This is a genomic window from Leptolyngbya sp. FACHB-541, from assembly GCF_014695875.1.
Lineage (GTDB): Bacteria > Cyanobacteriota > Cyanobacteriia > Elainellales > Elainellaceae > JAAUTN01.
The window spans coordinates 121,617-144,347 of the sequence record NZ_JACJPC010000098.1; the positions used below are offsets into that span (position 1 = coordinate 121,617).

Consider the following 22,731-nt stretch of genomic DNA (forward strand, 5'->3'; position numbering starts at 1 on the left):
CTCAAATCACGCTTAATGACCTGATCGCCCGGATTAATTCTTTTGGCTCCACAGGTTTTGAAAGGTGAAGTTGGAATCCTGCAGCGATTGCCTGTTGCCGATCCAGTTCTCCAGCGTAGGCAGTTAGGGCGATCGCGGGAAGGGTGCCGCCTTGCTCAGGTGCCCATTTCCTAATTTGTCGAATCAGGGCATAACCATCCATCTCTGGCATCCCAACATCACAGAGCAGCAGGTCAGGCACAGACTGGTTGAGGAGGGTCAACGCCTGGATAGCGGAAGCGGCAGTGGTCACTTGTGCCCCAGACTGGCTGAGAACAAAGGACACCAACTCTCGCATGTCGGCATCATCATCTACCACCAATATTTGAATATGGGACAAGTCTGTTGGTGCTGCTAAAGGCTCATCCTGAGTGAATCGCACCTGACTGACGATATTGAGTGGCAGTTGGACGGTAAAGGTTGCTCCCAAATCTTGTCCTGGACTCTCTGCCCAAACCGTTCCGCCGTGCAGTTCGGTGAGTTGACGCACGATCGCCAATCCCAATCCGAGTCCACCAAATTGTCGGGTTGTGGTGCCGTCCTCTTGGCGGAAGTAGTCAAACACGTGAGGAAGAAACTCCGGCTTGATCCCTTTTCCAGTGTCTTTAACTTGAATCTGAGCAGATGCACCAACTTGCTCTAACTTGACCTCCACGCGCCCTCCCGGTGCCGTGAATTTCACCGCGTTAGAGAGAAGGTTCCAAACTATTTGCTGAAGCCGATTTGCATCACCCGAAACGGTGCCTGAAACGGGATTCAATATGGTTTGAATTTGTATCTGTTTTGCTTCGGCTGCTAAACGGACCGTTTCCAAAGCAGATTGAATGATGGTAGCCAGATTCACAGATGCCGTGTTTAAGACCATCTTTCCTTGTAGGATACGGGAGATATCCAACAAGTCTTCAACGAGTTGCGCCTGTAGCTTGGCGTTGCGTTCAATTGTTTCTAGAGCCTGTTCGGTTTTGGTTGCGTCTAATTGTCTATTGCGTAGGATTTTCGTCCAGCCCAGAATGGGATTGAGTGGCGATCGCAATTCATGGGACAGCACTGCTAAAAACTCATCTTTGACGCGGTTAGCGGCTTCTGCTTTAGACCGATCCTGTTGGGCTGCCTGATAGAGCTGAGCATTCTCGATGGCTAAAGAAGCGCGACGAGCTAATTCCTCTGCTAACTGCAAATCGAGTGAGGTATACTGCCGCCCAGACTCAGCAGCAATGAAGGAAATTACTCCTATCGTCCGGGACTGAGTTCGTAGAGGCACCGTCATCACAGAACTAAAGCCAACCTGTCGCAGAATTTCTAAATGCTCTGGGTCATGAGCCGCTTGCACCAGCAGTTCGTCAGGGATCTCTGGGATGAAGTCGAGTTGTCCGGTTCGCAGGGTAAATGCTGTGCCACGAGGCGCATCAGGATCTAAAGGATACTTGTCTCGAATCTGATAAGCCCATTCCAGTTTGGCAGGGTCAATGTGAGCGACCGCAATCTGGTCGATCGAGCCATCCTCCTCAACCGTATGAACGGTACACCAATCTGCCAACTTCGGTACGGTAAGCTGTGCGACTTGCTCTAGTGTGGTTTGATAATCCAGGGAAGATGCCAGCACAGCACTTGCCTCAGAGAGAAACTGTTGAGCAAGCTCTAACCTAACTCGCTCCGTCACATCAACGACATAAACGAGGACACCTTCGACCTGATTGTTTGAGTTGACCGTTGGTAGATAGTGAACGTTGTAATAACCAGGACGGCGATCGCCTCGTGCGGGTACATTGAGTGCGAGATTTGGCGAGATAAAAGGTTCTCCTGCCGTGTAAATCCGATGGAAGACCTCAACTAATGTAGGCTCGAACTCACCAAAAATATCTGAAATTGAACAACCCAAGTGTTGTTCGCGGGTTAGTCCATTGATTTCAGCCAACGCTTCATTGATGGCAATATACCGCTGCTCAGCGTCTAACCATGCGAGTCCAATCGGGGATGTTTCAAAGATGGTTGCCAGTTGATGTTGAGCCTCTTCTGCCTGCGATCGGGCAATGCGTTCACGCTCAAGCAATTGTTCTCGTTCCTGTTCAACTTGCTTGCGCTCCGTTATGTCAATCACAACACCAATTGAGTGCTTAGGATGTCCTTGCGTGTCGTAGGAAAACAACCCTCTTGCTTCGACCCAGTGAATCGAGCCATCTGACCAGCGTAGGCGATATTCGTGATGGTACTCGCTTTGCTCCTGCATCGCCTGCTGAAGCTTTGCTTCCGTTTCTGCCAGGTCGTCAGGATGAACTCGACTTGCCCAAATCTCGTAGCTCGGTTCACACTCACAAGGCTGTAGACCTAGTATGGTGAAATGCCCTGCTGACCAAGCGATTGTACCTGGCTGTATATCCCAGTCCCAGGTGCCCATCCGTCCAAGTTTGAGTGAGAGTTGCAGACGAGCTTCACTTTCCCGCAATTCTGCTTCTGCTCGCGATCGCTCCACAGCTAACCAGGTTTTTTCAGCGGTTCGCTCCAGCATTGCCACCTCTTCTTGAGTCCAATGGCGAGGAACCGCATGATGCAACGCCAGCAGCGCCACAAATTGCCCTGATTTAACCAGGGGAACACACAGAACAGACTTGGTTTGAATTGCATCAAAAGCCGCCGCTCCAACCCCGGCCGTGCGAGGATCGTGATCGACATCCTCGACCACAATGGTTTTACCCTGCTTCAGCTCGACCACAATTTCAGAACCAAACGAATTCATGTGGTGTCTGCCAACAATGCTGTTCACCCCGTTACAGTAATCGCGATCAACAATCACATATTCTTGAGTAGGATCAATCTCACCGTAAGTAGAACGAGTGACATTAAAGTGTTGCCCTGTAGCGCTCACGACCCGCCACATAATATCCTTCGAACCCTGAATAGTGCGAATGGCATCATTCAGTTCAATCAAAAATTGCTGCTGACGTTCCTTTCGCTGAAGCTCTTCGAGTAAGGCTTCTGTCTGCTGACGGGCTTGTACCTGGGCAGTGACTTCGATTCCATGAATCAAAATACTGTCGATGTGACCGTCGATATTTCTCAGCGGCAGAAAAACAAAATTGAAAACTCCTTCAACTAAATTGCCGCTACCATCTGCATCCCAACAAGACAGGTACTCATCTCCTTGAACAATCTCCCCAGTTTGATAGACACGATCATGAATCTCAAAATAGCCCTGACCTTCCATTTCGGGAAAGGCTTCTCGTGCCGTTTTGCCAATAATGTCTTCACTACGTCCAGAAACGGTAAGAAAGGTGGAGTTAGCCAACTCAAAGATGTGCTCAGGCCCTGACAACACTGCAAACATGGCGGGGACTTGCATGAGAATGTCTCTCAACCGCTGACGTTCATTTTCGGCTAATCGTCGGGCAGCCTGTTCTTGCTTTAGCAGGCGATCGCGCTCGGCTTCAATCTGCTTGCGCTCAGTAATATTGAGTGAAACACCACTCATACGAATACCGCGCCCAGCCTCATCCAGATAAACACGTCCCTGGCTCTTGATCCAGCGATGCACTCCATCTGGACCAATCACCCGATACTCCTGAACATAGGACTGGTCACCCGCAAGTGCCCGTTCAGCCGCCTGCACAATCTGTTGCTGATCTTCTGGATGAATCACCGCCATAAAATCTTCTGCTGTCCCAATATGAACGCCCCAAACCTCTGCCCCATTAGGAGAACACACAACCTGGTTCGTTGTTAAATCCCTGTCCCAGGCAACCATTTGAGCGGACGTAAGGGCAAGCTGTAGCCGTTCTTCAGTTTGTCGCAGGTTCTCTTCAATCTGTTTGAGGCGGGTCACATCCTGAAACATGCCGATTCCAATCGCAGGATGTCCATGCATGGCGGGCAGCGTTTCTCCCCAGCACAGGGTTGAGCGAATACCGCCGGGGGTATACCAGTTCATCTCGTAGTTCTCTAGCCGTTCTCCCTGGGCGAGCAACACTGCAGGCATTCGTTCTGTGGGAATGCGATCGCCATTCCCATCGGTACAGTAATAGGCATCAACATACTCATCCAGAGACTTGTTTTTGGGTAAATCACCCCCTGCCAACTGGTTTGCAATCCGGTTGGAGAAGGTGACTTTTGCCGTTCCCGGTTCGATAAACACCATTGGCGTTGGCATCAAATCCAGCACCGCTTCCAACCATTTCTGCTGGTTTTCTAGTGCTTCCGTTGCTTGTTTGCGTTCCGTCACATCCCGAAAATAAACGGCGACTCCCTCTGCAGAAGGATAGGCATTAGCTTCTATCCAGCGTTGAATTGATTCACCAAATTCGTCCCATGTAACAAGAACTTGTTCTGCGACTGCCCGATGCATCGCTTGGTAGGCGACTCCACCTACCAATTCAGGAAAAACGTCGTTCCAAACGTGTTTGCCAATCAGTTCTTCTGGTGTTTTGTGCAGAAGTTGAGCTGCTGCCTGATTGACATAGGTGTAGCGCCAGTCCCGATCGAAGGCAACAAAGGCATCCGTAATGCTTTCTAAAATTGTCGCGACCTTATGCTCCGTTGCTTTGTCTGCCTTTGGAGTATCTTCTAAAAGCGCCTCTAATTCCTGCTTCTGATGCTGCAAGGTGGCAATTTCATGCTGCTGCTCCAAGATTTGATTTTGCAGCAAAGTGATTTGAGTACTAATCTCACTAGAATCGGTAAAATGCCCAGCCTCGAGGCTACGAGCAAAGTGCTCAATCACTTCAGAGCGCGATATTCCTTGCTTGTGAGCTGCTTGGTCAAGCGATCGCCACGCTGTACTGGTGAGAGAAATGCTAACTCGTTGCTTAGTCTCTAAAGCCCAGTTGTTGACAAACTTACCAGTCGCATCGCGTTTCATGGAGCAGCAGTCCGTATGCGTAAACGGATCTCCATTCAAACCGAGTTTATTGGGAAAGAAAATCTGTCTTTAGGAAGATGCTTTTATTCAGCTAGAGTTGAATAAAAGCATCCTCTAGAACCGAGATCTGTAGTGTCTAGCAGCTCATAACTGACTGTCACTTTAAGACTCAGCCAACAAAATGATCGCGTCCTGAGGCTTAAACTCGACAAGCTGATTTTTGGATGGATTAATCACAACGCCATAAGATCTCGCCAGGTTATTGGCATCCGCTTTGCACCGATACCCGATCGCTGACTCTCCTCGTTTTTTAGCAGACTCAACAATCGTATAGAAGTTAACGGGGCGATCGATCTCAACATAGTCCGCAACGGGTTTGAGGTAAATCTCCGATCCTTCTGGGCTGAATAAGTCGCTCAGTACAGCATTAATGTTTTTCTGTTCAGACACTTGCGCCAGCATCAAACTGATGAGTTGCTCACTGATGACAAAATCATCTGGACGAGCAACTTGAGCGAGCGCTTGATTTCTTACATCCAGAATTTCAGTGACTACCTGAAAGTTATGGTGATGGCGATCGGAAATATCCCGCAAATGCAGCAGTGTTACCAGAGTTTGGGCATCTGCTTGCTCAACCTCCAAATTTGGATTGCATAGAACAACAGCATGATTGTATTCGGTTAAATTGAGGCTTTCTAGCACTTCTCGATCGGTTGGATCACCCTGTTGATAGCGCACCGTTTGATTCTGTAGTTCGAGTGTTTCTTTTGACAAATCAACTTCGGCATCTGGAAACTCAGCTACGACCGTCACAGTAGAACCAGACGCAACATACTGATCGAGCTGCTGAATGATCATGCAGACGCGATCGTTCCAGCCCAAAATCAAAGTGTGTTCGGCTCTGGCTAAAGCTTGTTTTGCTGCCCGAATAGCTTGGAAATCAATTAACGTATCAGCGAGATTTGATAAGTGAATGGTGTCGTCATCTTCGCTAATTAAGATGATTTGTTCCCCTGCTTGGATAGGGGTATGAATGGGCGGATTGAGTTGAATCGCTCCATTAATGCGCTGAATCCCAATTACAGTGGAGTCATTGTAAGACAGAAGCGCATGACCATACGTTTTTCCCTGTAGTGTGGGCTCCGCTTTAAAGTAGATTTCATTCCCGCTAAAATCAAGCAGATCCATGTAAACCACAGACAATCCTGATTGCCGACAGGTTTGTACGACGATACGCGAGATTAGGTCATTCGTTAATAATGTTTCTACTTCGCTTTGCCCAATGATGTTGATCACATCCAGGGTTTTAGCGGTCTGGACCTGAGCAACAATGTGATAAGGCTGAGAGTGCGATCGCGGAATATTAGTAATCGCTAACAGTGTCTTCACTAACTGGGCATCTGCATGATCTTGAGCAGAATTCAGGATAATGATTGAGCGCGCGGTTTGGATGTTCACAATTCCCAGGTCAGCCATATTACTGGGGTTGCCGGTGCGGCAAACTAGCCGAATTCGAGGCAGTTTCCCTAAGGTACTCTGAAGCGCGGTTTCCATTTCCACTTTGTCTGCTTCACTGAGGATAACAACGCAAGTATCGGGTCGGTTGGCATTTGCTAGAGCCAACTCAGAGATCAGGGTAAAAACCTGGAGGGACCAGCCCAAAATCACAATGTGATCGGTTTCGATTACCCGTGAGCGACCTTGGCGGAGGTCTTCTAACTTTGCATCAATTCCACTACTGAGTAGACCAATGAGGGTACTCACTACAAAGATGCCGCCAAAGGTGACAAATAGCATGGTTAGACGAAACACCCAGCCCGTATCGCCACCGACCGTACCTGAGTCGAGCGTTCGCATCAGCACCCCCCACACAGCTTCTGGCAAACTGAGGCGATCGCCATCTTCTGGTGCAATTCCAGACAGATTGACCAGAACTGCCATCAGCAAGATAAACACGAAAGAAACTAGTGCTAATCCACTAACTAAGGCGACAGTACCCCTAGCCATAAAATTGTCAAACCTGTAGCGCAATAGGTTGGCAAGGGTGCTGTAGCGGGTGCTGCGAATTTCTTGAGGGCTATAGATCGGTTTTTGCATGGGAGAAGCGGGAAACGATGTGTCGCTGAGTGCTCTAAGATATCAGAGGCATAGGGTAGTATGCCCGATTCAATCCCAATCTTCATGTAGTCAAGGAAATTGTTGAAAGTTTGTAATCTTGCAACTTGCTCTGTAATCTTGCAGCTTGCACGTAATGATTAAAAATGAAAACGGCTGTAAAAAGGGATTTGTGCAAAAGAAACGTTGTTTGCCAGATTTATAAAAAAGTTTTTATCAACGGTTTATTGTGAATTTATGGAACTCTCGGATATTGAATGACAGAGCAAAAACGTCATTGAAATGCAGGAGATTTCCCATGAGTTCTCAATTAGTGCCTCAAAAAGCGGTAGCTAAACCCAGATTAACTTTAGCTTTCAAACAGCTATGGTCAATTCACTGGATCATGGCAAGTGGCTATTTGTTGCTATGGGTTGGAGGGTTTGGAATGGTACGGCTACCAGAAGATACAGCCCTGCAGGACAACGCTTACACCTTGCACAAGTCAGTTGGTGCATTAACAATGGCATTGCTAACTTGGCGAATTTTTATTTTGCAGCGCGTCTGGTGGCGCAAGTATACGCGCCGCTTGCCCAAGTTTACAGGTGAGTGGATTCGCACATTCCTGCTGCACACAGCAATTTACCTGTTTATGCTAGCAGTTCCTCTGAGTGGTTTTCTTCTATCCAATTCTTATCAAAGCGGGAATGTTCCTTTCTTCTGGATTGCGACGCTACCGGACATTTTTCCTGAGAAGGCGGCTATTGTAGAGTTGGCAAGAGATCTACACTTCTGGATCGCGTACACATTTCTAGGATTTGTTGCGCTGCACATGGTTGATCAGAAAAAGTATGTGCGATCGCTCTGGCGACGAGTAGGCAAAGCCTTGAAAAAAACATCACTTAACTAGCCCTACTGGAGTGCAGTTCATCATGGCTCAATCAATATCCTACTTCTCTGTGCAGCAATACATGAGTTACTTGCAACAGCAGATGACTTATGTGAACTCAGGGAGTGTCCATACTGACGAAACTGCTTCTGTTAAATTCTCAAAGCAGCAGCGAATTCATTTAGAAATCCTGTTCTCTCGCCAACTGAGGAGGTTGCCATGAGTTACATGCCTCCTCTCAGGCAATGGCGGCAATGGTTTAACAGTACCCGTCCTCGGATCTTGATCTGGTATTTTTTACTCACTACCTTCTCTGGGGTTGCATCTATTTTGGTAACTCACCATATTCTATATGAGCGGATTCGTGACCACTCTCAGGAATATGTTTCACGCCAAACCGATGAGTTTCAACAACTTGTGCGTGAGTATCGTCCAAGTTCTAATGCATCCGCTGGACAGCAAGTTGCTACGATTTTTGATGTTTTCCTGTCCCAATACGAACCAATAGATGCAGACGACTATGCGATCGCTCTCCTACAAGGCGAGGTTTATCAATACACTGACCTGTTTCCAACGGAATTGCTAACACAAGATGCTGCCTTAATTCAACAATGGGGACAGTTAGTGAATGCCGAGCAAGGAAGCGTCAATACTTCAGCGGGTGAACTGTTTTACATTGCGGAACCTATCATTATTGATGGACAAGCTCAGGGAGTGTTAGTGATTGTTCACTGTGCTGATAGTATTTATCAGTTGGTGGATGGAGCAGTGTTACTGATCATTCCGGTCATGTTGGGGGTCATGGGAATTGCAGCGGTAATCGCCTGGACAACCGCAGGACAAGTGCTGTCTCCGCTGCGAACGTTAACTGAAACCGCACAGTCTATCACCGAGTCGGATATGACTCAGCGAATTGCGGTAGAGGGCACAGACGAAATTGCCAAATTGACGACCACTTTCAATGCGATGCTAGATCGACTTCAGGTTGCGTTTGAGAGCCAGCAGGAATTTTTGAAAGATGCTGGTCACGAATTGCGAACCCCGATTACCGTGATTCGCGGCTATCTCGAAACTTTAAAGTATCGCCCGGAACGACAGGAACAAACGATCGCACTGGCAATTGATGAACTCGAGCGAATGAATCGCCTCGTCAATGATTTATTGCTCCTGGCAAAGGCAGAACGACCCGATTTTCTCACGCTCAAGTTGGAAGAATTGGACTGGTTAACCGAGGAACTGTATCTCAAAGTCCGTTCTCTAGCAAATCGACAGTGGAAGCTGGAATCGAAAGGTTTAAGCCCAATTCGGGTCGATCGCCAGCGGATTACCCAAGCTGTAATGAACCTAGTGCAGAATGCTATTCGCCATACTCAAGTAGGGGATGCGATCGCCCTCGGTTCCTCAATCCGCGAAAACCATGCTCACATTTGGGTGAGCGATACAGGAGAAGGAATTGCCCTAGAAGATCAGGTGCGTATTTTTGAACGCTTTGTCACCACAGCACAGGAAACTCAGGGCGAAAATCATGGATTGGGGCTTTCTATTGTGGAAGCGATCGCCCATGCTCATGGCGGCTGGGTTGAGCTTTCCAGTCATCCCGGTCATGGTGCTACCTTTACGATTGTGATTCCACTTGACGCTACTCCAGCCACTATCCATGAGTCGAATTCTCATCATCGAAGACAATCTCCGCATCATCGACTTTCTGGAATCCGGGCTACAGGCACACGGCTTCACGACCATCGCCGTTAACACCGGGCGAGAAGCACTGCAAGTAAGCCATGCCGGAGATTTTGATCTGGTGATTTTAGATTTAGGGCTACCCGATCAGGATGGGTTAGCCGTCCTCAAAGCCTTTCGCGGACAGGGACAAACCATTCCGATCATTGTTCTTACAGCACGAGATGGCGTAGGACATACGGTCGCTGGATTAGAGGGTGGCGCAGATGATTACATCACTAAACCCTTTAGCTTTGAAGAATTGCTTGCCCGCATCCGAGTGCAGCTTCGCAATAAAGTACCCCGCACTCAGCCAAATACCTCATTGCAGGTAGCTGATATCACACTAAATCTGTTGACTCGTCAGGCATGGGTGGGCGATCGCTCCATCGAATTCTCAGCCCGAGAGTTTCTACTCGCAGAATTTTTTCTGCGTCATCCAATGCAAGTACTTACACGAGAACAGATTCTCGATCGTATCTGGGGATATGATTATGACCCCGGCACTAACATTGTCAACGTCTATGTCGGGCACTTGCGAAAAAAGCTGGGAGACAATCGTATTGAAACGGTTCGGGGTGTAGGTTATCGGCTACGGGTCTAAAGTTTTGTGGCTGATAGTATGTAGCAATTCTTTCTGTCAAAGCAATCTTCCTGCTAAACCAAGGACAAACCAGTTCTGTTCAGCTAGAGCCAATCGCCGCCTATCAGCTTCACAGTATGGAACTCATTCGGCTGACAAGCAACGAGGCTAAACCGCGCTGCTCTGTGTATCGTCAATATTTTCAACAGCACCTGGGAGAAGTCAGATGAGTACTGGCTCGGCGGCATATCCCTATCAGCCTGGCGGCAGTTTGCCTACCGATACGTCTACGCTATGGGACCTGACAGGCAGACGCTGAATTGTATGAGGCATTGCTGGCTAGAGGACTGTGGCGCAAAGACTTCTGCCAAGAGGAAACATGCTCCCGTCAGTTAATTGTATAAGCTCAAAGGAACAAGTTCGCCAGTATCTGTCAATCCCAACCATATTTTCTGTTGGGGATGAATATATTGTCCGGTAATGGCGCATCTCTCCTCTTTGTGTGCGATCGCGCTAAAAGTTGCTCGAATATTTGACATGGACAACCGAGATGAGTGGAAGTGCATTGTTGTAACTTCTTGATCCGAGGATCGCCTACTTTTATCAGAAAGCGATGCAAAGCAATTTTCCACTTGGGATAATTCCTTATCATCTGATATTGTTTGTTGCTCCACAAACTGCCAAAGTATATCTCGGATGAGAGTCTGATAGCCTTGCTCACCGGAAATTTCTCGCAATCGCTCTTTTAGCTCAGATTCCAACCGGATACTCGTGACCTGCATCTCCGGAGTAGTACCTCGTTTGCGTGTATTCATGATCGAACGTCCTAATTTTGATCAAAGAGTGGACAACCCAATACTACAAGTGTAGTATGTAATAGTCCAGACTTGTAATACGAATACTACAGCCTTCCATGATACGCCTTCTCTTTGTCACCCCAAGCAACGCCATATCGTGCCAATCCCAGCCAGGTTTAGGCGCACTGGCGCTGTTTGCGTTCGAGGGGACATATCGCTTTAGCGGCGGCAGATCCGTCAGGAAAGGCATTGATGTCCGTAAAAGCATTGATATAGCAATTTATTCGGATCGCATTCACTCCGAATCGTTCAATTCAGATCAACTGACCGCAAGCGGGAGGTGCAGCGCAACCCTGACACCCACCTAGGGAAAACCATATCAATTTCCCAAACCCCCGCTCCTGGTCATCAGAGGCGGGGGTTATTTTTTGAGGAGTAAATTACCCATGTTAAAGCTGAATTACACCGAAGTCGGACTGTACATGGAGCGGACGATGACCGCACCCGAGATGTTAATCGCACAGCGCGTCGTTCTGGCAATGCGGTTAGGACAACCGCTCCACGTTGAACCAGGTCGTGCCTCCTTTCTATTACCTGCTGATATTCCTGAACTGGAAGAACTAGCGATCGCGTTGCAGCAAGAAGGCAGCTCAACCGTCACGCTCATTCCTGTGGATCAGGAGTTTGTAGAAGTGAGCCTGAACGGAAGCTGGGTTGCCGAAAGCAAAGAGGCTCACGAAGGGATGTTTCTAACGGCGATAAGCGATTACCCCGAAGAGGGAACTGCTTCGCATCGCACCGAGTTCTTCATCTACAAGCTATGGCAAATGAGTGAAGCACACGTTTCTTCCCTGGCGTAATGGACAACCCTGGTAGGAGAGGGTGATGCAGACATTTTGAGGCACTCCCCCTCTCCCTTCCAAACTCCCTCCCAAAAAAGTTGTAGTATGCCCTTGACATTTTGTAGTACGTTGTATTATATTTGTAGCATGAGATGAAACACAAAGGAGCTAATCCAATGACTACTCGCTCCCTTCAATCAATAGGTCTTCTCTCAAAGTGTTCGGAGTTCTTACAAACTCATTTCTCTGGTGCTTCTGCACCCCTTCGAGATAAACCTTCTAATCAGGGATCATCTTCAACCCAACGTATTAAAGCAATTCATCACCTCCAGCAAACTCATTACCTGGAACGGCGTTGCTTCCTCTAATTCCTGCTGACATCAGCGAACCTGAACCTTGACAACTGAATCGCCACCTTGGAGATGTAGCTTAGTCTGAATCAAAGCAGTCGCTGTGCCTCTCAAGCACGGAGAAGCGGGTGCAACTCCCGTCGATACTTCCAAATGAGGATGTAGCTCAAATGGATAGAGCGCCTGTCTTCGAAACAGAAAGCTGCAGGTTCAACTCCTGTCATCCTCGCTGTGGGGACGCGATTGGTGTTCGACTGCTCCGAAGCCAACAAACGGACGGTTGCAGGATTGGGGTTCGATTCCCCACGTCTCCACCAAACTTTTAGATTACCCCTCCAGGTCGCCAAGTGGGAAGGCGTTGGTCTGCAAAACCAACTATTCGCGGGTTCAATTCCCGCCCTGGAGTCCAACCATTGCAGTGTCACCTAATGGTTAAGGTACTCGGCTCATAACCGAGCTTATGTGGGTTCGACTCCCACCACTGCAACCAATGCACAGATGGTGTAACGGCAACATCACGGTTTCCAAAACCGTTGTTCGAGGTTCAAATCCTCGTCTGTGCGTTGTCGTGCCCTAACCGGAAAAGCTACATACTCGCCCAATAGTAAAGGCAACTGTTTTGAAAAACAGTCACATACAGGTGCAAATCCTGTGTATGAATAACAGCTTTTTCGACTTGCACGACATTACCACGACGTTGATGGTGCAGAAGCGAAGTGGACGAGCAGCACGTCTTTAAAATCTTTGAGAACGTGGTGTAACTGGATGAACACGTCGGTCTACGAAACCGAAGAGTGAAGGTTCAACTCCCTCCGTTCTCGCCAATTGTGGAGGATACCGCTGAATGGTCGGCAACTGGCTTTGAACACCAGGGTAGTCCTTGGGCTAGGGGTTCGATTCCTCTATCCTCCGCCAAAACGGGAAGTTGGTGAATCTGGTGCTCACGTGCCATTGAAGACGGTGAAAAGGCAGTTCGATTCTGTCACTTCCCACTCGTGAGTATTGATCATCTTCTGCAAGCCTTTCAAAGTGTAGCTTGCAACAGATTGACTACTGACTCATTGCTCCATAGCTCAAAGGCGGAGCGGGCGGCTATTAACCGCACGGTTATAGGTTCAAATTCTGCCAGGACTACCAAACTTTGGGAGTGTCGCCTAATGGATGGGCACCGGTCTTCTAAATCGGCTTGTGTAGGTTCGAGCCCTACCACTCCTGCCATTGATTCAAGTTATTGCCAGGTGGCAATCGTGGGTCTGTAGCTTAATTGGGAAAGCGTCTGCCTTGCAAGCAGAAAGATGCCGGTTCAAATCCGACCAGAATCCACTGTGACTGAACCCGAAGTGGTGGAGGGGCTGGTCTGTGACACCAGTGTTAGCGAGTTTGACTCTCGTCAGTCACCCCAAATGGAAATTGCGGTCGATGGGCGACAACCTGTCTCGAAAACAGGCGTGCAGTCAATTCTGTAGAGGTTCGATTCCTCCAGTTTCCGCTGATGGAAGGTGCGGCTGTGTGGACGGCAACTGGTTTGGAAAACCAGAGGATAGTGTAACGCTATTGAGGTTCGACTCCTCCTCCTTCCGCTGTTTTGTTGATAAGTAAGAGGTGATAGCAATGGTACATATTCGCTTTGAAGGGCGACCCCTTGCAAAGTGAGTATATCAAAAGAACAGAAGTTAGGAGCATTTAAGCAACGCCTTTAAATTACCTAAATGCTTCTCTAGAGATACTTTAGCAGTCTCGACTTGTTCAATTCTTGTTTTCAATGCTTGCACTAGCCGAATGTGAACCTGTTTATCGATCGAATGCTGAAACACTGAAGCCATATCTTGCTCAATCAAAGCAGTTTGAGCCTTGTTATGGCTAGTAGTTGCCTTGCTCATACTCATTTGACACTTGCTTCTCAAATCCGAGCAAAGATCTTCTAAAACTTTAATGCTTTCCTGTAGACTCTGAGTTCCCGATTTTAGAGCTTCTTCATAGGTTGATGAATCCGACGGGTTTCCAGGATACAAGACTGCTTTCTTCAATCGTTTTAGCTCATCATCAATATCACTGTAGCTCGTCAAAACTCGACCCCTTAAAGCTCAAACTCTTCTGACAAATTTAGTCTCGACAAACCTATCATTGGACTAGCTAAACCTATCTGTAGAGCGATGAATTTCCTGTGATTTAGATCACTTCATAAAAAGTAACAAGAACTATGAGAGAGGAAAAAAGATGTTTTAACTACATTTACTTCGGCGATCGCTCAAAAAGCAATCTTCATAAGTGAAAAAGCATAGGAATTTGCAGCAATGGACAAAGCACGGCAGACAAAAATCAGCAGATACCTCAGCAAACATCTGCGGCATACTCCAGAGCATCTTGGACTCACTTTGGCTCCTGGTGGTTGGGTAGGCGCTGATGAGCTGTTGTCTGCTTGTGCAGCCCATCAGTTTCCTCTTACTCGTACAGAATTAGAGGATATAGTCGCCACCAGCGATAAACAAAGGTTCTCGTTTGATGAAACCAAAACTCGTATTCGTGCTAATCAGGGACACAGCACTGAAGTCGATTTGCAACTAGAACCCCAAATTCCACCAGACGTGTTGTATCACGGGACGGGCGAACAATCTGTTCCTGCAATTTTGCAATCAGGGTTGCTCAAGATGTCACGGCATCATGTGCATTTGACTGAAGATGTGGAAACTGCCCAAAAAGTGGGAATGCGGCATGGTCGCCCTGTGATTTTGAAAGTTGATACTGCCCTCATGCAGCAAGCCGGATTTACCTTTTACTGCTCAGACAACGGGGTCTGGCTAGTAGATGAGGTTCCACCTCGATATCTCATAGTGCTAGAAACTGATGGCTAAGGGAATCAATATACGTCTACATCAGTTTGGTGACATCAAAATTCTGGACAAATATTTAACAGTGAATATAACTGTGCAGTGATCTACCAGGTTTATTTCTCTGTAGCGATCGCATCATCCGATGCTTCAGATCTTTGAGCAAGAGAGTATTGAATACTCCCCTCCCCATATCCCAAGTCATATTGGCTGGCTTGTTCGGGATCAGTTTCAGGAGGTTGTTTGGAATAGCCCATTAGTGCATCTGATTTACCACGGCTAAACCAATCTTCTTGAGCAACTTGCTCTGGTACATTTGCGGAGTCATCAGCAACCATACTCACCTACACAATCACGTTTGCATCAGTTTTACTCCAGTGTACTCATTACGGGACAACGTGCAGCCACCCTGCGACAGAGATAGACAACCTACTGCAATGAGGTGCCAGCCATGACTGATATCCACAAGCTACTGAACCAAATTGTGAGTGACCAAGCACAATACAATCCACTCAATTTCTGTCACCCCGCGTCAAGGGTAGACGAAGTCAAACCTGTCCCTGTGCATCTGGTGAAAGAGGGAGTTGTTTTTGAGCAAATCATCTTCGCTGGAATGGCAATTTCTGTTGGTTTGGAGAAGTCGATCGCCGTTCTGATAAGGCCTAACCCTTCAATCATTAAACCTGTAGAATTAGCGCTGGTGAATGCGGGTGTGGTTCACGGATCTCAATCCCTTCTGTAGGGGCATGGCAATGCCATGTCCCTGCGAAATTGATACATCAGATCGGCAGTGCCGTAGAATTTGAAGGACAATGTACGAAGTTCAAAGAATTCTAGATTTACCTGTACAGGAGTTAGGCGAAATGCTGGCTGAGAGCAAAACGGCTGGCTTTCGAGCAATCGATCGCTTAATCAACGAGTGGAGGGCAGGAGTAAATCGATTCGATCGCCCCGGAAAAGCATTATTCCTGGCAAAGCAGGGAAACCACATCATTGGCATCTGTGGGTTAAACCAAGATCCCTACGCCAATTCAACTCGGATTGGACAAATACGACGTTTATACGTGACGCAGAGCGATCGCCGTCAGGGAGTTGGGCGATCATTAGTTCACCACGTTATCCAAACAGCACTGAGTTTTGATTGGCTCCATGTTCGTACAACCAGCCCTATTGCAGGTCAGTTCTATCAGTCGCTTGGTTTTACGACCTGTGATAGTGAGTTTGTTACGCATGTTCTGAACCTGACAACGGTTCACTTGAAGAATCTTCGAGAGGAGCTGCCAAGCGTAGTGCAGGACACAGTTCCATAAATGACGCTGCTTTGCGTTCGGCATCAGGATTGTGAACGTGAGCAGGCGTTGGGCAGACAACTCCCTGCAATAAATCGTTCAGACCATAGGGCGTGAAAAATTGCCATTGTCCCTGCTGATCCAACTGCACTCCGACTGCGGTTGCCGTGTGGAGCCAGTCTGCGACTCCATCTTTAGTGCTGTGATAAGGTCTACGCCCTGTTCGCCAGCGGGCAAAGCTGGCTTGGTTTTTCACATCAAATTTGTAATGAGGGAACTGTTTGCTCAAGGTCGCCTTTGCTGCTAATTCTTGAGCGCGATCGCCTGCTAAATCAAAAAAGGCAATATCAAAATCATTGATCACTAATTTACAATCTTCACCCAAAACTGCTTGCCAGACTGTGTTTCGCACTGCTCCACCTGCTAGCCACCAGTTTGGTAAATTGAGCTCTGCGAGCGCAGGTAAGACAGAGGCGATCGCAGAGCCTTGCAAAATTTGCTGAAGCCGTTTCAAATCGTCCATATTTCTAGAGTTTTGTGTAACTGAACTCACCATTATCGACAGTGAACAGCGAGAAAAGTGTTGTTTGATCATCGTCGGGAGGTTATCTAGTTGGACGATGCAATAGTTCTTAAGGCAACGTAACCCAGGTGCCATGAAAGCCATAGGGGACGCGCTGCGGCATCTGGATGCGGGCGATCGCCTCACTCATCATCGCTTGGGTGCTGATGATCACTAACTCCGACCTGTCCTGAGTTTCATCATGCACAAATGTCATGAGCCAACCATCATCCTCTGAAGTCCCGTTTGGTCGTGGCACAAATACACCTTCCCCGCCATAACGACCTTCACCAAATGAGTGCTTCTGAACACTCTGTTTATCCAGGTCAAACTTGAGTAAACCATCAAATTTTGGCAGTTCGATTGGCGCAGTGCTGCCCGCGTATCCGTAGCGGATAGGTCTGCCTAAATACTGTTCATTGATTCGAGGAAATTCACAGGAATGATCATCCAGCGTCTGTTCCTGCACAGTTCCCGTCTTCAGGTTAAAACGCCAGCGGTAGAGCAACGGCACATCAGTTCTAACCTGACGATTATCTCCTTCATGGGAACTGGGAGATGCGCCTAAAACACTGGTGCTGTTTGTCCGACAGGCAATTAAAACAATATCATCGCCTTCTTCATAGGCATTGAGGGTGTGGAAGACATAACAGCTCGGTGCTTCAAACCACCGAATCGACTCGTTATCACCGTGCCGAGGCAAAATCCCAAACCGACTGGAGCGATCGCGCTCAAAAGCAAAGGCAGGTTCTCCCCGTTGCAGCCGTTCCAACCGAAAGGTAAGGGGTAAATCCATAAAAATGGTGTAGTGTTCTGTGATGGCAAAGTCATGCATCATCACTCCCACAGGCAGGTCGATCGGAACAGTTTGCAACAACTCTCCCTGGGCAGACACAACGCTGTATTTAACGTAGGGTGGTTGCCCCAGAGAGTAGCCAAAGAACATCATTTCCCCTGTCACCGGATCAACTTTGGGATGGGCAGTGACAGGGGAAGACAACTTACCCTCAAAGGTGTATGTGCCGCTCGTGTCTAAATTGGGCAGCTCAACTGCGTGAGGTTCACCCCCTTCCCAGAGAGCCAGCAGGCGATCGCGATGCCACACGAGAGCTGTGTTTGCGACATTCTTGAAGCCTTCCTGCGAGGGTTCGAGCAGTCCCCCAAATAATGCCTGCCCTGCTTGCCGCTCTTGCTTAAACCCTCTAGTCTGAATGTAGCGATTGCGGTAGCTTGCCTTGCCATCCTGAATGTGAACACCATGTAGCATCCCATCGCCATCGAACCAATGATAGCGACCTAAAGGTGGAAACTGAGGATTGGGCCCGTTGCGGACGAACATTCCATTTAGCTCAGGTGGCAGCTCACCAATGACGGTTAATTGCTCAACAGTTAACTCTGTTTGGACGGGGGCAAAGTTGTCAGCGAGGTAAGGGTTGAGGGTGGCTGTCATGGGTTTGAGAAATAACCTGCTTCTCCCTTGTAGCAGAAATGCCCACCTTGCGGTACAACCCTTTGTAGCAATTGCTCAAAAGACTGCGATTTACAATGACAATAAATAAATGAAATGAGGGTCGTGATCGCACTGAGGTAAAGAGATGACCTTATTTGATACAGCCAGACACTATCCACTCTTGCAACGGGATTGGAACCCCAATACGGCTCAGGAGGCGATCGCAGCGATCGTCCACGAAACTATCGCCCAACTGCAAACCGTACCAATATTGTCTGGGCATCCAATGGATGATTACGGTCTTGGCAGTGACCTGTATTTTGGCAAAGCGGGTGTACTGTGGGCGATCGATTACTTGCAGACCGTTGGCGCAGTGGATTCAGCCTTTGATATTACTACTCATCTCGACGCAACATTAGCGCAAAATCGCCAGCGCTATCCGCAGGTCAGTCCTTATCCAGAGCAATCATCTTATCTGTTTGGGGAACTGTCGCTGCTCCTGCTGCAATATAAACTCGCCCCCTCTGAGGATAAAGCGAACGAAATCTGGCGATCGGTTCATAAGAATGATACTCAACCGATTCGAGAGCTGATGTGGGGAATTGCAGGTTCAATGCTGGCTGCCTATTTCATGCATCAGTGGACACAAGAACCGAGATGGCAAGATATCTTCAAAACTCAGGCAAACCTACTGTTACAGGAATGGCAACCTGTTGGTGAGGTTGGATATTTATGGACGATCGACTTGTACGGCAGTCAGAAGCAATTTTTGGGTCCTGTACATGGCTTCGCCAGTAATTTAACGCCATTATTAATTGGACAGTCTTTATTAGAGGAGGATCAGTTCCAACAGATTTCAGCCAAAGCTATGATGACTCTGGTGAATACTGCAGTGACAGATGGTGAAAGGGCAAACTGGCACGCAGCCTATGATACAGCGAATTCCGGTCAAGCTCCAGAACTGGTGCAGTATTGTCATGGAGCACCTGGAATGGTGACAGCTTTGGCACTGCTGCCGAGCGGTATTAATGAGCCATTCGATCGCATTTTAGAGCAGGGCGGCGAACTAACCTGGCACGCAGGTCCGTTGAAGAAAGGGTCGAATTTGTGCCACGGCACTGGCGGCAACGGCTATGCGTTTCTCAAGCTGTTCCTCCGAACCGGAAACCAGATGTGGCTCGATCGGTCCAAAGCCTTTGCCATGCACGCAATTGAGCAATACCGTCTTTCTAAGCAGCTCTACGGGCAGTTGCGCTATCCGCTGTGGACAGGGGATTTGGGTCTAGCGGTTTATCTGTGGGACTGCCTGCAAGCCCAAGCAAAATTTCCAACAATTGACGTGTTTTGAATGCAATCACGCCTTGAGACGCTTTAGCGACTGTCCTACTCGGGTTTAAGGACTGTGAACTGTACGCTTTAAAGTGAAGAGTGATTTTCCTTAAAGCCTACAGTTCAATCGATATGCTGCCTCTTTTCCTGGCTCAAGTTGCTGCTCCGACTCCCTCTCCAACAACAGGACAAAGTCTAAGTGACATCGCACTTCAGATTCTGCTGAAGCTGCTATGGGCAGTTGGCATCCTGATTCTCACCCGCATTGGGGTCAATCTGGTTAGTCACACAGCTCGCAGGCTGCTCATTCAAGTAGAACCAATTTTACGAAAGTTTTTCATTCAAGCCTCTGAATTTCTCACACTTGTCGTTGGAATTATTGCAGCCCTCAACGTTATTGGAATTCAGACAACAACCCTGGTAGCAGTTTTAGGAGCGGCAGGTTTAGCGATTGGCTTAGCGTTGCAGAATACACTCTCTCACTTTGCGGCTGGCATCATGTTAATTGCCTTCCGCCCGTTTGAGGCTGGAGATGTAATCGAAGGCGCGGGAGTTGCAGGCATTGTTGACAGTGTGGGAATTTTCTCAACAACGATTCTGACTCCAGATCATATAAAAATTATTGTGCCTAACAACAACCTGTTTTCTGGAACGTTGAAAAATCTGACCGCAATGGGAACTCGGCGGGTTGATTTAGAAGTAGATATTGGCGATCGCCCAATAGAACCAACCATTACTCACTTGTTATCTTTAGTCCAACCCCATCCTCTGGTATTGAATACCCCAAAACCTACCTGTAATGTCGCTTCCGTTAGTCGCGAGAAGACTGTTTTATATCTACGTTCTTGGTGTGCGGCAGAAGCTTACGAGCAACTCCGCTCTGAGATACAGCAGATTATCTCTGAGTCTCTGTATCGGCAACAGCAAGACGAAAATGAGCAATAAATATTCATTACGTCTGACATAACAACCTTCTACTTACTGCTCTGAAAGCAGCCTGTAAATCTCACGCTTAACCTGAGCAAGCAATTCCCGAACTCGGTTAGCTTGCAAAAGCAAAGGAGAGAACTAAACTGCTCAGGGAGCTAGCGTCCGATTCACCATCCCTTTTTTTACTGCCAACAGTGCGGCTTGAGTGCGATCGCTCACTCCTAATTTGCTAAACACATGATTAGCGTGATATTTGATTGAGCTTTCGGACAGATGTAGGGCTTCAGCGATTTCGCTGTTACTTTTGCCTTGAGCAATCAACTCTAGTACCTGCTGTTCTCGCTGAGTCAACTGAGGGCGACTCATACGTTCTGCTAGCTTCTCTCCCACTTCTGGAGGAATATATTTTTTACCCGAATGCACAATGTGAATGGCTCTCACAATTTCATCCACTGGAGCATTTTTGAGAATATATCCTTTTGCACCAGCCTGGAGCCCCCGATAGATTTCTTCGTCACTGTCGTAGGTGCTTAACACAATCATGCGGGCTTCTGGATGAGCTTGGCGAATGGTGGCGATCGCCTCAACTCCGCTCATTTCGGGCATTTGCAAATCCATCAAGGTGACATCTGGGTGGTGCTGCTGAAATAACTGAACTGCCTCCAAGCCGTTTGCAGCCTCAGCAACAACTTCCATTTCGGGCTTATACTGCACCATCAACACCAAACCATTGCGAACAATCGGATGATCATCCACTACTAAAACCCGAATTGGTTGCTCTGACACCGCTTTATTCTCCTAATTCACAGCAACTTGAATACAGATCTCTGTGCCCTGTCCCGGTTGACTATGAATGGTCAGTTGCCCAGCGATGCGATCGGCCCGCTCACTCATACTAATCAATCCAAATCCACCCGTATCCACATTGGGCAAAAAGCCCCGCCCGTTGTCCTGTACACACAATTCAGCGATCGCCCCTTCATACGTGAGTTTAATCCGAAGTGTGGTTGCTTGAGCGTGTTTCAATGTGTTAGTCATCGCCTCCTGACCAATCCGCAACATATTTTTTCCAATGATTGGAGAGAGCAACCGAGGCGTACCCACAATTTGCAGATCGATTTGGATCGGTGAGCCTGTGCCGATTTGCTCAACACTGCTAGCCAACTGCTGTGCCAGATCAGCATATTCCTTATCATGAGGACGAAGTGCCCATACCGATCGCTGTGCTTCTGCTAAGCCGCTTTGGGTCAAGCTTTCAACCCGATCGATGATTTCAGCTACAGCAGTAGGGTCTCGCTGCAACAGCCACTTTGCCACTCCCAGTTGAATCGAGATTCCAGTAAATGCTTGCGCCAGCGTGTCGTGGATTTCTCTCGCTAAGCGATTGCGTTCTTCTAGAATGGCAGCTTCTCGATCGCGCTCTGCCATTCGTAATAACTGAATCGCCAAAGTAGCGTAGTGCGCCAGAGCTTGCATGAGTTCCAGATCATCGGCTTGAAACTCTCGCCGTTCCATGAATCGGAGGGTAAAGCTGCCAATGATCTCGTTTCGCAACAGCAACGGCACTCCCAACAGGGTTTTTGCGCCTAAATGCTGCATAAACTGACGTTGCCGAGGAGTTAGTTCTGGTGCAGTTTCAACGTCGTAAATGGTAGGATGGCGATCGCAGATATGGGTTTTCCAGGACAGATCGTGCCCCTGTGGCCAGGGCCCTGGCAGTTGTTTACCATCTGGTGTAGCCTCAAACACCTCACCCTTGTAATAGGCTAGATGCACATGAAAGGCATCTGAATCTGGAGTAGCCAACCACAGAGCCGCAGACGGTGAACCCAAGCACTCGGTCATGACACGCAGCACATGACCCAAAGCGGTGTCGAGTTCCGGTTCGCTAGCCAGAATATCTAAAGTTTTCTTGAGTACGGCATTTGCTTTAGCAAGCTGCTCAAACCGATAGGGTGTCGCCTCTTCAGAGGATTGAACGCTACTTTCAGAAGCATTTTGAGACATACAAGGCTAAGGAATGTGATGCTGGCGATGGCAATGGGTTCTAAAAATCATTATTACAGGAACTCGCCTTAGCCCCCCACTCACACCCCTACCCTCAGTTCAGATTAAATTTAGCCTTTTGTCTAAACTTAATCAAACGTTCAGACAGCGACGTTTAACGCTGATCTCACTAAA

20 protein-coding genes and 10 tRNA genes are annotated in these 22,731 nt (G+C 48.0%); 21 read left to right on the forward strand and 9 right to left on the reverse strand.

Going from position 1 to position 22,731, the window contains the following annotated elements:
- Position 1: 1 nt before the first annotated feature.
- Entirely contained in the window at positions 2–4,888 is a 4,887-nt protein-coding gene (locus H6G00_RS20325; protein WP_190798127.1) for a PAS domain-containing protein, read from the reverse strand.
- Between the two features lie 162 nt (positions 4,889–5,050).
- The gene (locus tag H6G00_RS20330; protein WP_190798128.1) at positions 5,051–6,985 is read right to left on the reverse strand and encodes an NAD-binding protein; all 1,935 of its coding nucleotides are present in this window, start codon (positions 6,983–6,985) and stop codon (positions 5,051–5,053) included.
- Positions 6,986–7,301: 316 nt separating this feature from the next.
- On the opposite strand from H6G00_RS20330, the gene H6G00_RS20335 reads away from it, so the two are divergent.
- From H6G00_RS20335 to H6G00_RS36195, 4 genes are all read left to right on the forward strand, one after another.
- Complete coding sequence (locus H6G00_RS20335; RefSeq protein WP_190798129.1) at positions 7,302–7,892, forward strand: cytochrome b; 591 nt, start codon at positions 7,302–7,304, stop codon at positions 7,890–7,892.
- A gap of 198 nt (positions 7,893–8,090) precedes the next feature.
- Positions 8,091–9,623 (forward strand): HAMP domain-containing sensor histidine kinase, encoded by a 1,533-nt coding sequence (locus H6G00_RS20340; protein ID WP_190798130.1) that lies wholly within the window; start codon positions 8,091–8,093, stop codon positions 9,621–9,623.
- Positions 9,529–10,194, forward strand: coding sequence for a response regulator transcription factor (locus tag H6G00_RS20345; RefSeq protein ID WP_190798131.1), 666 nt, complete (start codon positions 9,529–9,531; stop codon positions 10,192–10,194). The genes H6G00_RS20340 and H6G00_RS20345 overlap by 95 nt, the downstream gene beginning before the upstream one ends.
- A 50-nt stretch (positions 10,195–10,244) precedes the next feature.
- A complete protein-coding gene (locus H6G00_RS36195) occupies positions 10,245–10,403 on the forward strand; it encodes an AAA-like domain-containing protein (RefSeq protein WP_199313838.1) in 159 nt (52 codons plus the stop codon).
- Between the two features lie 162 nt (positions 10,404–10,565).
- Here the strand turns inward: H6G00_RS36195 and H6G00_RS20355 are convergent, their stop codons facing one another.
- The gene (locus H6G00_RS20355; protein ID WP_190798132.1) at positions 10,566–10,988 is read right to left on the reverse strand and encodes a hypothetical protein; all 423 of its coding nucleotides are present in this window, start codon (positions 10,986–10,988) and stop codon (positions 10,566–10,568) included.
- A 98-nt stretch (positions 10,989–11,086) separates the two neighbouring features.
- Between H6G00_RS20355 and H6G00_RS20360 the strand changes: the two genes are divergently transcribed.
- The 12 genes from H6G00_RS20360 (at position 11,087) to H6G00_RS20415 (ending at position 13,743) form a co-directional block, all read left to right on the forward strand.
- Positions 11,087–11,338, forward strand: a complete 252-nt coding sequence (locus H6G00_RS20360; protein ID WP_190798133.1) for a hypothetical protein — start codon at positions 11,087–11,089, stop codon at positions 11,336–11,338.
- A 78-nt stretch (positions 11,339–11,416) separates the two neighbouring features.
- Complete coding sequence (locus tag H6G00_RS20365) at positions 11,417–11,830, forward strand: alr0857 family protein (RefSeq protein ID WP_190644421.1); 414 nt, start codon at positions 11,417–11,419, stop codon at positions 11,828–11,830.
- A 487-nt stretch (positions 11,831–12,317) separates the two neighbouring features.
- Positions 12,318–12,391 (forward strand) — tRNA-Arg (locus H6G00_RS20370).
- A gap of 104 nt (positions 12,392–12,495) precedes the next feature.
- A tRNA-Cys gene (locus tag H6G00_RS20375) sits at positions 12,496–12,571 on the forward strand.
- 5 nt (positions 12,572–12,576) lie between these two features.
- A tRNA-Ile gene (locus tag H6G00_RS20380) sits at positions 12,577–12,652 on the forward strand.
- A 2-nt stretch (positions 12,653–12,654) separates the two neighbouring features.
- Positions 12,655–12,725: transfer RNA gene (locus H6G00_RS20385), tRNA-Trp, on the forward strand.
- A gap of 183 nt (positions 12,726–12,908) precedes the next feature.
- Positions 12,909–12,986, forward strand: a tRNA-Arg gene (locus H6G00_RS20390).
- A 319-nt stretch (positions 12,987–13,305) separates the two neighbouring features.
- Positions 13,306–13,380 (forward strand) — tRNA-Arg (locus H6G00_RS20395).
- 31 nt (positions 13,381–13,411) lie between these two features.
- Positions 13,412–13,485, forward strand: a tRNA-Ala gene (locus H6G00_RS20400).
- A gap of 2 nt (positions 13,486–13,487) precedes the next feature.
- Positions 13,488–13,564 (forward strand) — tRNA-His (locus H6G00_RS20405).
- A 3-nt stretch (positions 13,565–13,567) separates the two neighbouring features.
- Positions 13,568–13,651 (forward strand) — tRNA-Ser (locus tag H6G00_RS20410).
- A gap of 4 nt (positions 13,652–13,655) precedes the next feature.
- A tRNA-OTHER gene (locus H6G00_RS20415) sits at positions 13,656–13,743 on the forward strand.
- Positions 13,744–13,835: 92 nt separating this feature from the next.
- On the opposite strand, the gene H6G00_RS20420 is transcribed toward H6G00_RS20415, so the two are convergent.
- A complete protein-coding gene (locus H6G00_RS20420) occupies positions 13,836–14,042 on the reverse strand; it encodes a hypothetical protein (protein ID WP_190798134.1) in 207 nt (68 codons plus the stop codon).
- Between the two features lie 414 nt (positions 14,043–14,456).
- On the opposite strand from H6G00_RS20420, the gene H6G00_RS20425 reads away from it, so the two are divergent.
- Positions 14,457–15,014, forward strand: coding sequence for an RNA 2'-phosphotransferase (locus H6G00_RS20425; RefSeq protein ID WP_190798135.1), 558 nt, complete (start codon positions 14,457–14,459; stop codon positions 15,012–15,014).
- 92 nt (positions 15,015–15,106) lie between these two features.
- Here the strand turns inward: H6G00_RS20425 and H6G00_RS20430 are convergent, their stop codons facing one another.
- Positions 15,107–15,328: a hypothetical protein gene (locus H6G00_RS20430; protein WP_190684116.1), complete on the reverse strand. Its 222-nt coding sequence runs from the start codon at positions 15,326–15,328 to the stop codon at positions 15,107–15,109.
- 113 nt (positions 15,329–15,441) lie between these two features.
- Here H6G00_RS20430 and H6G00_RS20435 point away from each other — a divergent pair, with 113 nt between their 5' ends.
- Positions 15,442–15,732, forward strand: coding sequence for a hypothetical protein (locus tag H6G00_RS20435; protein ID WP_190798136.1), 291 nt, complete (start codon positions 15,442–15,444; stop codon positions 15,730–15,732).
- Between the two features lie 70 nt (positions 15,733–15,802).
- Positions 15,803–16,300, forward strand: coding sequence for a GNAT family N-acetyltransferase (locus H6G00_RS20440; RefSeq protein WP_190798137.1), 498 nt, complete (start codon positions 15,803–15,805; stop codon positions 16,298–16,300).
- On the opposite strand, the gene H6G00_RS20445 is transcribed toward H6G00_RS20440, so the two are convergent.
- Together H6G00_RS20445 and H6G00_RS20450 are read right to left on the reverse strand one after the other, a co-directional pair.
- Positions 16,215–16,802, reverse strand: a complete 588-nt coding sequence (locus H6G00_RS20445) for a nucleotidyltransferase family protein (RefSeq protein ID WP_190798138.1) — start codon at positions 16,800–16,802, stop codon at positions 16,215–16,217. The genes H6G00_RS20440 and H6G00_RS20445 overlap by 86 nt on opposite strands.
- A 109-nt stretch (positions 16,803–16,911) precedes the next feature.
- Positions 16,912–18,291 carry a carotenoid oxygenase family protein gene (locus H6G00_RS20450; RefSeq protein ID WP_190798139.1) on the reverse strand — a complete coding sequence of 460 codons (1,380 nt, stop codon included), beginning with the start codon at positions 18,289–18,291 and terminating at the stop codon, positions 16,912–16,914.
- A 145-nt stretch (positions 18,292–18,436) separates the two neighbouring features.
- Here H6G00_RS20450 and H6G00_RS20455 point away from each other — a divergent pair, with 145 nt between their 5' ends.
- Both H6G00_RS20455 and H6G00_RS20460 read left to right on the forward strand, forming a co-directional pair.
- Positions 18,437–19,639: a LanC-like protein gene (locus tag H6G00_RS20455; protein WP_190798140.1), complete on the forward strand. Its 1,203-nt coding sequence runs from the start codon at positions 18,437–18,439 to the stop codon at positions 19,637–19,639.
- A gap of 113 nt (positions 19,640–19,752) precedes the next feature.
- Entirely contained in the window at positions 19,753–20,565 is an 813-nt protein-coding gene (locus H6G00_RS20460) for a mechanosensitive ion channel family protein (protein ID WP_190644412.1), read from the forward strand.
- Positions 20,566–20,697: 132 nt separating this feature from the next.
- On the opposite strand, the gene H6G00_RS36755 is transcribed toward H6G00_RS20460, so the two are convergent.
- Positions 20,698–21,336 (reverse strand): response regulator, encoded by a 639-nt coding sequence (locus tag H6G00_RS36755; protein ID WP_190644411.1) that lies wholly within the window; start codon positions 21,334–21,336, stop codon positions 20,698–20,700.
- A gap of 12 nt (positions 21,337–21,348) precedes the next feature.
- Positions 21,349–22,557: a GAF domain-containing sensor histidine kinase gene (locus H6G00_RS20470; RefSeq protein ID WP_190798141.1), complete on the reverse strand. Its 1,209-nt coding sequence runs from the start codon at positions 22,555–22,557 to the stop codon at positions 21,349–21,351.
- Positions 22,558–22,731: the final 174 nt, after the last annotated feature.

What these genes read in the sequence shown, in the direction of transcription:
- H6G00_RS20325 (WP_190798127.1), bottom strand. Translation starts at nt 4,888, where the DNA reads ATGAAACGCGATGCGACTGGTAAGTTTGTCAACAACTGGGCTTTAGAG.
- H6G00_RS20330 (WP_190798128.1), bottom strand. Translation starts at nt 6,985, where the DNA reads ATGCAAAAACCGATCTATAGCCCTCAAGAAATTCGCAGCACCCGCTAC.
- H6G00_RS20335 (WP_190798129.1), top strand. Translation starts at nt 7,302, where the DNA reads ATGAGTTCTCAATTAGTGCCTCAAAAAGCGGTAGCTAAACCCAGATTA.
- H6G00_RS20340 (WP_190798130.1), top strand. Translation starts at nt 8,091, where the DNA reads ATGAGTTACATGCCTCCTCTCAGGCAATGGCGGCAATGGTTTAACAGT.
- H6G00_RS20345 (WP_190798131.1), top strand. Translation starts at nt 9,529, where the DNA reads ATGAGTCGAATTCTCATCATCGAAGACAATCTCCGCATCATCGACTTT.
- H6G00_RS20355 (WP_190798132.1), bottom strand. Translation starts at nt 10,988, where the DNA reads ATGAATACACGCAAACGAGGTACTACTCCGGAGATGCAGGTCACGAGT.
- H6G00_RS20360 (WP_190798133.1), top strand. Translation starts at nt 11,087, where the DNA reads ATGATACGCCTTCTCTTTGTCACCCCAAGCAACGCCATATCGTGCCAA.
- H6G00_RS20365 (WP_190644421.1), top strand. Translation starts at nt 11,417, where the DNA reads ATGTTAAAGCTGAATTACACCGAAGTCGGACTGTACATGGAGCGGACG.
- H6G00_RS20420 (WP_190798134.1), bottom strand. Translation starts at nt 14,042, where the DNA reads ATGAGCAAGGCAACTACTAGCCATAACAAGGCTCAAACTGCTTTGATT.
- H6G00_RS20425 (WP_190798135.1), top strand. Translation starts at nt 14,457, where the DNA reads ATGGACAAAGCACGGCAGACAAAAATCAGCAGATACCTCAGCAAACAT.
- H6G00_RS20430 (WP_190684116.1), bottom strand. Translation starts at nt 15,328, where the DNA reads ATGGTTGCTGATGACTCCGCAAATGTACCAGAGCAAGTTGCTCAAGAA.
- H6G00_RS20435 (WP_190798136.1), top strand. Translation starts at nt 15,442, where the DNA reads ATGACTGATATCCACAAGCTACTGAACCAAATTGTGAGTGACCAAGCA.
- H6G00_RS20440 (WP_190798137.1), top strand. Translation starts at nt 15,803, where the DNA reads ATGTACGAAGTTCAAAGAATTCTAGATTTACCTGTACAGGAGTTAGGC.
- H6G00_RS20445 (WP_190798138.1), bottom strand. Translation starts at nt 16,802, where the DNA reads ATGGACGATTTGAAACGGCTTCAGCAAATTTTGCAAGGCTCTGCGATC.
- H6G00_RS20450 (WP_190798139.1), bottom strand. Translation starts at nt 18,291, where the DNA reads ATGACAGCCACCCTCAACCCTTACCTCGCTGACAACTTTGCCCCCGTC.
- H6G00_RS20455 (WP_190798140.1), top strand. Translation starts at nt 18,437, where the DNA reads ATGACCTTATTTGATACAGCCAGACACTATCCACTCTTGCAACGGGAT.
- H6G00_RS20460 (WP_190644412.1), top strand. Translation starts at nt 19,753, where the DNA reads ATGCTGCCTCTTTTCCTGGCTCAAGTTGCTGCTCCGACTCCCTCTCCA.
- H6G00_RS20470 (WP_190798141.1), bottom strand. Translation starts at nt 22,557, where the DNA reads ATGTCTCAAAATGCTTCTGAAAGTAGCGTTCAATCCTCTGAAGAGGCG.